This window comes from Acinetobacter sp. YH12138, from assembly GCF_015218525.1.
GTDB classification, from domain to species: domain Bacteria; phylum Pseudomonadota; class Gammaproteobacteria; order Pseudomonadales; family Moraxellaceae; genus Acinetobacter; species Acinetobacter amyesii.
Genome location: NZ_CP048670.1, coordinates 811,834 through 824,721 on the forward strand (window position 1 = coordinate 811,834; position 12,888 = coordinate 824,721).

Here is a 12,888-nt window from a genome sequence, read left to right on the forward strand (position 1 = left end):
TCAGTCCAATAATGTTTAATATAAAACGATACGTAGCGTTTCGTTTTTAAATTATGAGTGAAACTGAAAAAACTTCTCGGCGTAAGCAATGTATCTTACAAGCGGTCACTGATGCTTTAGCGGAAAGTGATTATCGAAGCATGACCATTGAAGATATTGCGGCTCGTGCAGGCGTGGGAAAATCGACGATTTACCGTTGGTGGAAGCATAAGTCTGATCTGGTTTTCGATGCTTTTAAAGCGCACACCGCGTCGGTGTTTGAACTCGATTTATCACAAAGTTTAGAGTTCAATCTAAATCAACAATTGCTCAAACTATCACGGGCTTTAAATCAGCACGTGGGTCGAGCATTGCTGGTTGTATTGGCGGAGCATCGTGAAGCAGCGGGTGAGTTTTTTAAACAGTATTTGTTACCTCGACGAGAAGCGACACGTGAGCTGATCCAATTGGCCATTCAACGAGGCGAAATTCGCGCGGATTATCCTTTCGAACTCATGTTGGATATGTTGTATGGCCCGATTCATTATCAGATCATTTTCTTTAATACCCAGCCAGATGAAGACTATATCAAGCGACTGGTGCAGTTGGCGCTAAACCCGATTTTTACGCAGTCCCAAGCCACGCGTAGCAGCGAGACAATGACCTCATGACTACTCAACATCAGGCATCGCTATGGAACAAGTCTTTCGTTTTTTGTCTGTGTAATAACTTGTTTTTATTTAGCTATTACTTTGCGCTGCTGACCATATTGCCCATTTATATTATGAAAGAATTGGGTGGTTCGATTCAGCAAGCGGGTATGGCTTTAACGCTATTTTTGGTGTCATCCATTGCGATTCGTCCCTTTTCCGGCATGATCATTGAACGTTTTGGTAAAGCCAATTCTGTACGTATTTCAGGCTTTATCTTTGTCGTTTTTGCGCTGAGTTATTTGTGGATTGACAGCATGTGGTCGTTGTTGGTCATTCGTTTTTTACATGGTTTTTGGTTCAGTATATTAACCACGGTCAATGTTCCCATCGTAAATGATTACATCCCAGATCATCGAAAGGGCGAAGGCATGGGCTACTTTGTCATGTCGACCAACTTAGGCGTGGTGATCGGGCCATTTTTAGCGCTGAGTATGATTCAATTCAGCAGTTTTAGTACCTTATTTGCAGTATTAGCCTTATTGGTTGCAGTGGGCTATATTTTTACGTGGTTAGTTCAAATACAAGAACACGTACAGCATAAATCAAGTGATCAAGCGAGCCAATCCGCAGCCATCCAATGGCGTGATGTGATAGAAACACGGGTACTTGCCATCAGTTTTGTGGCATTGCTGACCGCATTTGCATATTCGAGTGTGATGAGCTTTATCACCGCTTATGCAGAGTTGAAGCATTTACTCGCTTATACCAGTATCTTTTTTATTGTCTTTGCCGTATCGATGTTGATCGTCCGTCCTTGGGTTGGCAAAGTTTATGATCGCAAAGGCCCGAGCGCAGTCATCTATCCATCCTTTATTTGCTTTGCCATTGGTTTGGTGGTTGTGAGTTTTCTCACGAATCAATGGGTGCTTTGGATATCGGCAGTTTTTATGGGCATCGGCTACGGTTCAGTGTTCCCATGCCTGCAAACGGTCGCAATTCAAACGGTAGAAAAAGCCCGAATGGGACATGCGATATCCACCTTTTTTGCCTTGTTTGATATTGGCCTTGCTGTCGGTTCGGTCATTATGGGTGTGCTGATTGCATACTTTGGATTTCAGGCAACCTATTTATTTTGTGCGGTGATGGTGCTGTTCACTACGTGGATGTATCGTCTATTCGTGGCAAACCAATTCAAACGCAGTGCTTTAGGAGCTGAATAATGGAATTACGACATCTACGATATTTTGTTGCGGTTGCCGAAGAGCTAAATTTTACCAAGGCTGCGCAGCGAATGTGTACTGTGCAACCTTCTTTAAGTCAGCAAATTAAAGATCTAGAACAGGAAGTTGGGGTGCAATTATTGATGCGAACCAACCGAAAAGTTGAACTGACTGCAGAAGGTCAGGCCTTTTTAAAAGAAGCGCGTTTGAGTTTAGAGCATGCAGAAAAAGCTATGATTGATGCGCGTCAAATTGCGAAGCTCAGTAAAGAACAACTGAATATCGGCTTTGTTCCTGTGGCTGAAATGAAGGTCTTTCCTTATATCATGCCAAATATTCGAGCTCAGTTTCCTGAGTTAAAAATTCATTTTCATAGTTTAATGGATGTCGATCAGATCAGTGCAGTGCGTAAGGGAGAGATTGATATTGCCTTTACCCGTTATGTCGAAGAAAGCCCTGATATAGAATCTGTTCAGATTTTTACTGAGCCTTTGGCGTTGATTGTACCGAAAAATTCGCCTGTTGCAGAACAGCGGCATATCAGCATTAAAAACATGAATAATCAGGATTTTATTATTAGTGATGAACATTCATCACCTGAGCTATACCGAATTATTCAAGATTTCTTTAAGCAAAATAAACTGAATGTGAACTTAGTACAGCATTCGACCAATATTTTGTTAAATGTCAATTTGGTCGGTATGGGTGTGGGGTGGAGTTTGGTGCCGTCTTATGTCATTCCATTGCTCGGTGATAAAATATTGGTTAAAAGTACCGTTGAACCCTTGCCGACCATTGGTTTGTATGCGAGCTATCGAAAAGATCGTAAAAATGATGCGATCGAATTGATTTTAAAAGTCTTAAAAGAGCAGTTCTATATGGGCTTTTTCTAAGCCTTTAAATATTGCCCTAAGATTTAAATAAAAAAATCCCGAATTAAGCGCTTCGGGATTTTTTTATTTATCGTATTTTTAATCATAGATTAAATGAAGAATGGAGCTTGTTCAGCTCATTCATTTAAACCATTTTTGTAAATAGGGTTTCATCACGCGGTAGGCAATCAAACCGATAATAATAATCAGATAGATTGGCCAAATCGTAATGAGAATAACCAGCAGGCTCAACACAAATTGCCAACCTTTTTGAATACCGTACCACGCTCTTTGCCAGAAACTATCGCCATTTAACTGCGCAATAGCATCAAGGTTAATATCGATATGTTCACGGACAGTGGCAGGTTGAGTAAAGCCAATCACAATCGTGCTATAGCGGACACGATCTTGAACTTCTAAGCGAGTCAGGCGTGAGATTTCATTGACTTGCGCGGCTGCAACATGGTCTGGCACGACCTGTGTTTGTGACATTTTTTCTTCGAGTAGTTTTAGCTCATAGCGTTTTGCCGAATATTGCTGACGGTTCAAAAAATGCATAAGGGGCAACAGTTGATTGACGAAATGTGCAGCTTTTTCACTTGGCACACGAATGATCATTTCCGCTTGCGGATTTACTTTTTCAAAGATTTTAATTTTGCCGTCAGCAATCGGGTAGGATTGACTCTCTTGCACCACAAAGTCGATATTTTTCTGTTCAATAAAGCCACCTAAACTTAGCGTGAGTTTTTCAATTTCTAAGGCCGTTTTAACCACATCTTTCGACTCAAAACTGACATTAGCTTCTCGAACCATTTTACGAGAGGCTTCGGCTGGGTTGACCTGCTCATTTAAAATAGTTTCAGGTTTTTGTGTTGTTGCAGGCGTGGTAGACGGTTCATTGGAAGTGCTTACCGCTGCTTGATCTTGCTGTGTACTGACTTGAGCAGGTTGTGCATCTGCGCTGGCTTCAGTTGCCATTTCTTCGGTTTTCTTGGAACAGCCTGAAATTAAAATCACCGTTAACATGGCAATTAAATATTTATTTTTCATAGATGTAGAGCTCAATTGTTTGATTATCAGAAAGTCGGAGTAAATACTTTTTGCTTTAAATATAGATTCAAATTTAGCGTAATTATTAGTCGGGCGTATTGTATCGGAAAGTGTTTAAAGCAGGGATGAACGCAACATAATTCTACATAGAGCCGCGTATAGTCATAGATAGAACAACAAGGAAGAAAATAAGGATATCTACAATGAACCCAACAATGAAACTCTACAGCAATCCACGCTCACGCAGTAATACCATTCTGCCTTTATTGAAAGAATTAAATATCTATTGAAAGAATTAAATATCGAGTCAGAAGTTGAGATTATTGAAGTGCCATATGAAGAGATGCACCAAGCGGCATATCTCAAGATTAATCCCATGGGCAAAGTTCCCTGCTTGGTCGATGGTATTGTCGTGATTAGTGAGACCGCAGCCATCTTTAGTTATTTAGCCGATAAATTCAGTGACAAAGGTTTGGCACCCGCCTTGGATGATCCCAAACGTGGTGAATATTTGAAATGGATGTTTTTCTGTCATGGTCCGCTGACTGAATACCTGGACATGAAAAATGTCGGCATTAGCACAGAGTTGATGGATGAGAAACGTGGCAGTTTGAGTTTTGGTAATGAAAAAATACTTTTAGATTTTATTAAAACAGGGCTTGCACAGGCTCAACCATATCTGTTGGGGGATAAAATTAGTGCAGCAGATTTGTATTTAGCTTATTGGATGGTGTATGCAATTTCATTCAAAATATTGCCATATTTGGATGAATTTAAACCTTTTATTCAGCTGATTCAGCAACGTGAATCGGTAAAAGATGTGCATTGGTTTCAGTCGGTTTAACTTGGATACTTATTTGATTAATGACTGAACGTAGTGTTGCTATATGTCTATTCATATAACTCTTTCTTTGAGAACTAAAAAGAAAGAGTTTTAAATATCAATCACGAAGATGCTAAAGCGATTTTAATTATTGCCTAGATAATGTATGGCATATATTGCGCTAAATTAAATAGACTCAATCGTTGTTGGTTCTATTTAAAAAATCATGGGATTCATCATCAGATAGAGGTGGGCCTAAATCTCTTTCAAGTTTGGCATATATTTCAAGCAGTCTTTTTTGTTGTGGATCCATATCTAAGGCACGATGCTGCTGATATGTTAATTGATCATTAATCCAATAATAATGCTGAACCGCAGCCCCTGCGAAACTGGTTTTCAAATGGAGTTTGTAATAACCAGAAAATTTATGTTTCTTGGTATCTAGACAGAGATACGCGAAGGTAGACCAACCACTTTCGGGAAATTTAAGGCGAGCTCGGCAGGGCTTCTTTTCTAGTGTAAATGTAGGTGAATAGACTTGGCCTTTTAGAATGATATTTTTATCTTGACCAAAATATTGAGTTTGTAATGCAAATAAAGCAAGAATCACTGTGGTGAGAAAAAAGCTGGCAATGACTGAATAAAAAAATGAAATGTATAAATGGAAGGACAAAAAATTAGATTCTTCGTTTTTGTTCACATCTTTTTCTAAGCGTAATAAATAGCAATTCAAAGAAATAAGAAAACAGAGGCAAAAAACGAAAATAGGTAACCAACTATTGGCATGAAAATGATGTATCTCTACGAAAATGAGTGAACAGATAAAAATAAAACCTAACAAACTATAAATGAATAATTTCTGAAATCTTTTTTGCATTTTGCGAAGCTTATAATTATGTATTGAACGATTATAGCATCTGATGTTTATAGTGATTGTAGAAAAAAATCACCATGCTTTATGCATGGCGATTTTTAATTCTTGCAGATCTATTTAGATTATTAAGCATGCAATTTTGCAAAAAATTGTTGGCTCACGCTGTCTAAAGTTTGTGGAATTGCAATCGCTGCAACAAAACGGTCTGGGCGAAGAATCGTAACAGATTCAGTGGTTTTACCAAACCAACCACGAATATCGGTACCAATATCACCAATCGTAATCACATTGTCGTACTTGGTGCGATTTTCATTGCTAAGTTGAACAGCAGGCAATACTTGGATAAATTTAACGCCCAATTTTTGCCATTTTTTCATGGTCGCATCTGACAGACCCCATTTTGGATCGACGCCCCAAGCAATGATTGCAAAGTCGTTACCGATGACTTCATCAAGTAGGACTTTCTCACCAGATTCAAGTTGAACATGTGGTTGAATGAACATTTTACCCACAGGTGAGTCTTTAACGCCGTTATTGATCAACGCACCGTCGTTGTACTTTGGCATCGGCTTGAAGCGCATTTCCAATAGATATTGCTTGATCGGTTTGATGTAATTGAGCGCATACGCGATACCATCACGCACGAAACCTTGCCATTTTTTAGGTGGCGCAAGGACATGACCTGCCATTACAGAAAGATCAATCATCGCTTTGGCATGATCTTTACGTTCAACTTGGTATGTATCTAAAAGCGCTGGGCCAGCTTTGCCTTGTACAACCATTGCAACTTTCCACGCAAGGTTGAATGCATCACGCATACCACTGTTATACCCTTGACCTTGCCATACTGGCATGATGTGCGCAGCATCACCTGCAAGTAAAATACGGTCTACACGGAATTTATCTGCAATACGGGCATTGTGGGTATAAACGCGCTGACGAATCACTTCAATACCGTCGGTCGTTGGAAGCACTTTCGACAATAATTTGGCAATGTTTTCAGGTTTGCTTAATTCTTCTTGAGTTTCACCAGGCATCACCATAAATTCGAAACGACGAATACCGTGTGGAAGAGCAGCAGATACATAAGGACGCACAGGGTCACAGCATAGGTAAATGTGTGGCGTTGCAAGTGGGTCATTATTGATGTCGATCACGATCCATTGGTTCGGTGCAGTTTTACCATCGAAGCCGATGTTGAGGGTACGACGTACCACAGAGTTACCACCATCACAAGCAATCAAATACTGCGCTTGAATTATTTCAGCTTCACCGTCTTTATTTTGAATATTGAGCGTTACACCATTGGCATCTTGGCTAAAATCAGACAATTGACGAGAGAATAAAACATTTGTGGTTTCGTACTGTTTTAAACCTTGTAGTAGTACATTATCGACTTGCGGTTGAATAAAGGCATTACGACGTGAGAAACCAAATTCACGAGTGAGCGGTTGAATGTCTGCGAAACAACGACCTTTAGGGGTTAAGAAACGCATCGCGTGGTTCGGTGTCGTATGCGGTAACACTTGGTCCACTAAACCTAATGATTGGATGGTACGTAATGATTCATCATCAATACCAATCGCACGTGGGTAGTCAATCAGGCTGTCCAGTTGTTCAATCACAGTGACTTTGACACCTTGCTTACTTAAGTAGTTTGCAATGGTTAAGCCGACAGGACCTGCGCCCAGAATGGCAACTTCCGTTGTGTAATTTGCTTTATTGCTCATGCGTAAACATCCAATCACTTCACATATGCCACTATTAAGTTCTAAAGCAAGGCTTTCAACAAGCTAGGCATAAGTCGAAACGATGAATCGAATTGTCGTGTTTTTTGCAGGGTTTTATTTTAAGTAAATGATATATATTTATTTATATGAAAATCATCAATCATTTTGAATGATTTATCTATCATTAAAATCTATCAATTAGTAGCTTTGAGCATAAAAAAGCCGAACCATTTTTCAATGATCCGGCGACTTTAATTCATTTAGCACAACATTCTATTAGTGAGGGATAAATGTTGAGCAGCAGACTAAATGAATTTAGCGTGTGGAGTACGCTATCCGTCTATTACTGAGCAGGTTGAGCTGGTGCAGAACCTTCAGCATTGGCTTCTGAAGCAGGTTGAGCAGCAGTACCTTCAGCAGCAGTTGTTTCAGTCGCTGGCTGTTCTTGAGTGCTAACCACTACTTTTTCTTGTTCAGGTGCTTCTTGTTTATCTTTGCTTGCAGCAAAACTTGTTGCAGCTGCAGCAGCTAGAGTAGAAGCAAGTAAAATTTGAGTTAATTTCATTTTGAGCATCCTTATATATTTTAGTAAGTCCTGAAAAGATCATCACGTCCATCAGGAGAGAACTCATGCTAAATCGAGAAAACCGAGTGATCAATGCGAGCAACAAAGTGAAACAGACTGGTTAACTGGATGAATACATAACCGTCCATCCTGTGTTTTAAATGTAAAAAAATATCGGAATCTTCATTTAACTTTGCAAGAAAAAATGACCAAATCGACTTCATGATTCATTCATTGTTTACATGATGATTACATCGAAGTCGTAATTAAGCTGAATCCAGAATTTTCACTAAAATCCAAATGTAAGGATTCTTTTCGATATGGCTATTTTTTAAATATAAGAGTTAACTTTGCCAATAAAATGTGACCAGATATGTCATGCATTCATGCAAATGGAATAAATAGGCTGTTTAACAGCCAGATCATCATTCAATGCCTCGGATACTAGGCTGATCTATGCTTTAGGAAAATGAAGACGGAGAAATGAAGACTAGGCTTGCAGCATTTTTTTGAAATCATTATGGTAAAGGCCATCAATCATTGGCTATTTATTTGAGTGACTCACTTTTGAAATTAGTTTCTACCCACGGTGCGATTCCTGTTCATATTATTTCTGGCTTTTTAGGTGCGGGTAAAACCACAGTTTTACAGCAGCTATTAAAGCAAAAGCCAGCGGGCGAAACTTGGGCCGTACTGATGAATGAGTTTGGGCAAATTGGGGTCGATCAACAGATGTTGCCGCAAGATCAGGGCTTTGCGGTGAAGGAATTATTGGGTGGTTGTCTATGTTGTAGCAGCCAACTGCCGATGCAAATTGCGTTGTCACGGTTATTGTCAGAGGTGAAACCCGACCGACTGTTTATCGAGCCAACAGGTTTGGGGCATCCTGGACAACTTTTGGAGCAATTGACTGAGCCACATTGGCATCCGCATTTAGCCATGCGGGCATTGGTAACCGTGGTTGATGGCTCACGCTTACATGATCAAGAGTGGACTTCGCAAAATCTGTATGCCGATCAACTCAAAGTGGCACAAATCGTTGTGGTGTCTCATGTCGATTGCATGAGTGATGCCGATCAAGCTGGTTTGGAACGACTCAAACAAGCATATTTACCGTATCAGCAGCAATGGATCAATGTTGTAAAAGGTGATTTAAAACTGGCAAATATTGATCTCGCCTATGTGGTAAGTCCGCGTAAAATTCAGCCTTTATTGGCGATACAAAAGCAAATGCTGGTCGATGTGCCCATAGAAATTAAACAGTTGCCTTATCATTATGTTGAATCCGCTCAGGGCTATAGTGTCGCAGGTTGGAAACTCCCAAAACGATGGACCTTCGATTTTTTTGAGCTGTTAGATTTACTCTGTGAGCAGCAAGATTGGCTACGGATCAAAGGTATTTTTCAGACCGACCAAGGGTGGAAAACCTTTAACTTTAATCCCGATCAGTTTAATTATCAGTCGAGCGAGGAAAGTATCGATAATCGTGTCGAAATTATTTACCAAACTGAACGTGAATGGCTCGAATTTGAAGATCGCTTAATGCAGTGTCGTATCGATGCCGATAAAGCTGAGAAATAAGTAAATCAACGCAGCAAAAGCTTGCTAAATCTTATATGCTAGGCGCCAAATTTGAGGACTTTACCATGGCGCTAAAAGCTACAATTTATAAAGCAGATTTGAACATTGCCAATATGGATGTACACCAATATGGTGATTATCAATTGACGATGGCTTTGCATCCTTCTGAAACGATTGAACGTTTGATGGTGCGTGTCTTGGCATATGCACGCTATGCAGATGAAGCATTAGAATTTACCAAAGATCTTTTCGAAACAGATGAACCAGCGCTGTGGGAAAAAGATTTAACAGGCCAATTGGTGAAATGGATTGAAGTCGGCTGTCCTGACGAAGACAAAGTCAAAAAAGCCAGTGCACGTTGCCCAAACGTTGCTGTGATTACTTATGGTTCATCAGTAGATGAATGGTATAAACGCAACAGCAAATTGAAAACACTGAAGAATGTTGAGATTTGGCAATTATCTGAAGCGAGTACAGCTGCCATTCAAGAGTTATGCGAACGAACCATGTCTTTACAATTAAACGTAATGGACGGCGAATGGACTTTGATTGGTGATAAAGCTCAAGCTGTGATTGAATGGACACAATTGCAATAAGCGCATGATTTGATTTAACTCATGATGATGGATGCGAGTTTAGGCTTGCATCCTTGTCGCTATAACTATTTTTCAGCTAATACAATTCTGTTAATTTAACTGTCGATTTAAAACTCAGTTGACCTAAAACCATCATAAAAATCTAATTTGGGGAAAATTTCCAGGCCTCAATTTATGTAATGCTCATGGATGAATCCTCTTTATTATCATTGTAAATAGCGTTGTTCTTACCGCATAAATGTCTTCATTCAATGAACGTTCAAACTTTTAGAGCGCTTTAAATTTTTTATTCGTTTCTTCCCAATGCATCTTAGTGATAACGGAATACTCCTAAATGTTTCAAGACATGTGAGCTTTACTAGTAAATGTTTATTTGCATGCTGATCTAAATCATTGTGTTCTCAACTTTGAGTCGGTAAGTTCTAATGCATTCAAGGGCATCATGTTCAGACTGATTCTGTTTATAATAGTGCTTTATTTAGATTGCGGCATTTGAGGTTGAGAGCATGAGCACGGAATTAGAAATTATTGACTTAGTGGTAGGTGAAGGTAAAGAAGCGGTTAAAGGCGCTTTGATTACAACTCACTATACAGGCTGGTTAGAAGACGGTACAAAATTTGATTCATCACTGGATCGTGGTAATTATTTTGAAACAGTGATTGGTACTGGCCGTGTGATTAAAGGTTGGGATCAGGGCATCATGGGGATGAAAGTCGGTGGTAAACGTAAGTTAATCGTGCCATCACATTTGGCTTATGGTGAACGTAAAATGGGTAATGTAATTCCTGCCAATTCAAATCTTATTTTTGAGATTGAATTGTATGATGTAAAAACTCGCGATTAAGACTTCGACTGTTTTAGATCAGTGACATGGAAGTTATTGATCAATTTGATAAAATAGTAGTTGTTATTTTTGTCTTTTACCGTAGATTAGAATAATTGCTCGAGTATAAACGCAGGAATCAAAGCCGTTGTCTTTACAGTTGCCTTGCACCAGATTGTTCTGGGTTCTTACCTTTATTATTTTTACATTGGCATTCACTGTATCGACTGCTCAAGCACAGTATGAAACTGCTCCTAAATCGTTTTATTTAAAACATCAAAACGAAGTTAACCAAATCTACTTCACGGAAGACACCAGTAGCCTCTTACAAGGCAAATGGTTGTTTTATCCAAATCAATTTTTAACGTCTCCGAGTTCGGTTCTAGTCGGTCAAACGGTCTATCTGCCTGCATCATTTAAAGACATCACAGGGGACAGTAAAGGTTTTGGGACATACACTGGGCATTTCCAAATTCCCAAACAATTTATTGGCCGACGTATCGCGGTATTGATTCCAAATCAGTACGGTGCATATCGGGTATTTTTAAATGGTGATGTGATCGTTCGTTTGGGAGAAGTTGGGCGTACTGAAGCAGAACAAAAAACGGAGAATGCGCCGCGAATTGCCTATTTTGTGGCACAAGATGAATATTTCACTTTAACCATTCAGGCTTCAAGTTTTAACAGTATGCATGGCGGGTTTGAAAACCCGATGCGTATTGGTATTGCTAAGACAGTAAACCGCCAATTCCAACAACAGATGATGAGTATTGGAATGGTGTCTGGTGCCGTTTTGGGTGTGGGACTATTTACGATCCTATTTTCTGTTTTCCGAGGTTTACGCGGTCGCAATAGCCGAAGTAATTTGGTGTTTGGCTTATTTATTGTCTTTTTAGCACTCCATAATTTATTTTCAGCACCTTATGCCTATACCACTTTTACCGATATTAATTGGTTGTGGGGCACGCGATTAGAATACTTATTTACCTATTTGGCATCGATTTTCTTTTTAAGTTATATCCACTTGCTCAGTCGTCGCTATTTATTTACCTTAAATTATCAGATCGCGATGTTGCTGTTGTCGTTGAATATTTCAGTGACTTTTGTTTCGACGCCTGAAATTTTTCAACCTTTGGCAACTTACAGTTTTGCCTATGTGATCGTTGTTCTAAGTAATTTTGCTTATGGTTTTTACCTAACACTGAAAAAGAAAGAGCCGTATTCAAAATTAAATTTAATCGCGGTTATTTTCCTGTGCATTACTTTTTTAAACGACTTTTTGCTGATGATGAATTTGATTGATTCCGTCAATTTATCGTTCATTTCAACCAGTTTGTATGCCTTGTTGATCATGTTTCAGCAATCGCACCATTATGCACAGCAGTCGATGCATACCGAGCAGTTAAATAATAGTCTGCTTGAGCTAAACAGTTCACTCGATCAGAAAGTTAAAGAACGCACCTTACAGCTCCATGAGCTGAATAAAAAATTAGAGCTACAAATTCGTATTGATGCCTTAACGGGGGCATTCAACCGTCGTGCTTTGAATGCCGAAATTCAACGTTTATATTCAGAAGTCCGTTTTCATAGTCATCGAACATTGGTCTTTGCCATGTTAGATGTCGATTATTTTAAAAATTATAATGACCACTATGGACATCTCAAAGGCGATGAGGTGTTACAGCAGATCGTGAAAACCATGCAAAATACCCTGCCAAGTTCAGCCTATGTGGCTCGCTACGGTGGAGAGGAGTTTGCCATATTGATGCATGATGTTCCGTATGCGATTGCCCAAGAGCAATTACAATTGGTACTCGAAGCCATGCGTAATGAACAACTTGAACATGTTAATCGGGGTGATGAAAAAAATTATGTCACACTGAGTTTGGGCATGGCATGGATGGATAAGCAAAATGACTTCGACAGTATCGAAGCCTTAATGAAGCATGCAGATCATTATTTATATATGGCCAAACAGGCAGGACGCGATCAACTTAAGCCTTGATACACAGTTGTAAACGGTTAAAACTTTGCGGTGCTATTGTTAGTACCATTGCCAATACTCATTTAAATTCATCTCTCAAATTCATGCTGTTTGAAAATCTATCCTTCTATGAACTT

11 protein-coding genes and 1 pseudogene are annotated in these 12,888 nt (G+C 39.4%); 8 read left to right on the forward strand and 4 right to left on the reverse strand.

Features of this window, described 5'->3' with window-relative positions; all coding sequences use genetic code 11:
* The first annotated feature begins 53 nt into the window (after positions 1-53).
* Genes G0029_RS03820 through G0029_RS03830 form a run of 3 tightly spaced genes read left to right on the forward strand, consistent with a single transcriptional unit; the run spans position 54 to position 2,745 of the window.
* Positions 54-650, forward strand: coding sequence for a TetR/AcrR family transcriptional regulator (locus tag G0029_RS03820; protein ID WP_180107360.1), 597 nt, complete (start codon positions 54-56; stop codon positions 648-650).
* Complete coding sequence (locus tag G0029_RS03825) at positions 647-1,852, forward strand: MFS transporter (RefSeq protein WP_180109765.1); 1,206 nt, start codon at positions 647-649, stop codon at positions 1,850-1,852. Before G0029_RS03820 ends, G0029_RS03825 begins: the two co-directional genes overlap by 4 nt.
* Complete coding sequence (locus tag G0029_RS03830) at positions 1,852-2,745, forward strand: LysR substrate-binding domain-containing protein (protein WP_078192238.1); 894 nt, start codon at positions 1,852-1,854, stop codon at positions 2,743-2,745. The genes G0029_RS03825 and G0029_RS03830 overlap by 1 nt, the downstream gene beginning before the upstream one ends.
* Before the next feature lie 120 nt (positions 2,746-2,865).
* On the opposite strand, the gene G0029_RS03835 is transcribed toward G0029_RS03830, so the two are convergent.
* Positions 2,866-3,774, reverse strand: coding sequence for a DUF4349 domain-containing protein (locus G0029_RS03835; protein ID WP_180107364.1), 909 nt, complete (start codon positions 3,772-3,774; stop codon positions 2,866-2,868).
* Between the two features lie 215 nt (positions 3,775-3,989).
* Here G0029_RS03835 and G0029_RS03840 point away from each other — a divergent pair.
* Positions 3,990-4,618, forward strand: a pseudogene (locus G0029_RS03840) (glutathione S-transferase family protein).
* A gap of 175 nt (positions 4,619-4,793) precedes the next feature.
* On the opposite strand, the gene G0029_RS03845 reads toward G0029_RS03840, so the two are convergent.
* The 3 genes from G0029_RS03845 to G0029_RS03855 all read right to left on the reverse strand — a co-directional run bounded on the left by G0029_RS03845 (position 4,794) and on the right by G0029_RS03855 (position 7,766).
* The gene (locus tag G0029_RS03845; RefSeq protein ID WP_180107366.1) at positions 4,794-5,297 is read right to left on the reverse strand and encodes a hypothetical protein; all 504 of its coding nucleotides are present in this window, start codon (positions 5,295-5,297) and stop codon (positions 4,794-4,796) included.
* A gap of 299 nt (positions 5,298-5,596) precedes the next feature.
* Positions 5,597-7,201: a bifunctional 3-(3-hydroxy-phenyl)propionate/3-hydroxycinnamic acid hydroxylase gene (locus tag G0029_RS03850; RefSeq protein WP_180107368.1), complete on the reverse strand. Its 1,605-nt coding sequence runs from the start codon at positions 7,199-7,201 to the stop codon at positions 5,597-5,599.
* A 343-nt stretch (positions 7,202-7,544) separates the two neighbouring features.
* Positions 7,545-7,766 (reverse strand): hypothetical protein, encoded by a 222-nt coding sequence (locus tag G0029_RS03855; RefSeq protein WP_078191424.1) that lies wholly within the window; start codon positions 7,764-7,766, stop codon positions 7,545-7,547.
* Between the two features lie 567 nt (positions 7,767-8,333).
* Between G0029_RS03855 and G0029_RS03860 the strand changes: the two genes are divergently transcribed.
* The 4 genes from G0029_RS03860 to G0029_RS03875 all read left to right on the forward strand — a co-directional run bounded on the left by G0029_RS03860 (position 8,334) and on the right by G0029_RS03875 (position 12,772).
* On the forward strand, positions 8,334-9,347 hold the full coding sequence (locus G0029_RS03860) for a CobW family GTP-binding protein (protein WP_180107370.1): 1,014 nt from the start codon (positions 8,334-8,336) through the stop codon (positions 9,345-9,347).
* 65 nt (positions 9,348-9,412) lie between these two features.
* Positions 9,413-9,943, forward strand: a complete 531-nt coding sequence (locus tag G0029_RS03865; RefSeq protein WP_180107372.1) for a YaeQ family protein — start codon at positions 9,413-9,415, stop codon at positions 9,941-9,943.
* A 506-nt stretch (positions 9,944-10,449) separates the two neighbouring features.
* Positions 10,450-10,788, forward strand: a complete 339-nt coding sequence (locus tag G0029_RS03870; RefSeq protein WP_078191421.1) for an FKBP-type peptidyl-prolyl cis-trans isomerase — start codon at positions 10,450-10,452, stop codon at positions 10,786-10,788.
* 187 nt (positions 10,789-10,975) lie between these two features.
* On the forward strand, positions 10,976-12,772 hold the full coding sequence (locus tag G0029_RS03875; RefSeq protein ID WP_180034601.1) for a diguanylate cyclase domain-containing protein: 1,797 nt from the start codon (positions 10,976-10,978) through the stop codon (positions 12,770-12,772).
* Positions 12,773-12,888: the final 116 nt, after the last annotated feature.

Bases quoted from the DNA above. Each gene is read 5' to 3' on its own strand.
- G0029_RS03870 (WP_078191421.1), top strand. From the start codon at position 10,450: ATGAGCACGGAATTAGAAATTATTGACTTAGTGGTAGGTGAAGGTAAA.
- G0029_RS03855 (WP_078191424.1), bottom strand. From the start codon at position 7,766: ATGAAATTAACTCAAATTTTACTTGCTTCTACTCTAGCTGCTGCAGCT.
- G0029_RS03835 (WP_180107364.1), bottom strand. From the start codon at position 3,774: ATGAAAAATAAATATTTAATTGCCATGTTAACGGTGATTTTAATTTCA.
- G0029_RS03850 (WP_180107368.1), bottom strand. From the start codon at position 7,201: ATGAGCAATAAAGCAAATTACACAACGGAAGTTGCCATTCTGGGCGCA.
- G0029_RS03830 (WP_078192238.1), top strand. From the start codon at position 1,852: ATGGAATTACGACATCTACGATATTTTGTTGCGGTTGCCGAAGAGCTA.
- G0029_RS03825 (WP_180109765.1), top strand. From the start codon at position 647: ATGACTACTCAACATCAGGCATCGCTATGGAACAAGTCTTTCGTTTTT.
- G0029_RS03865 (WP_180107372.1), top strand. From the start codon at position 9,413: ATGGCGCTAAAAGCTACAATTTATAAAGCAGATTTGAACATTGCCAAT.
- G0029_RS03820 (WP_180107360.1), top strand. From the start codon at position 54: ATGAGTGAAACTGAAAAAACTTCTCGGCGTAAGCAATGTATCTTACAA.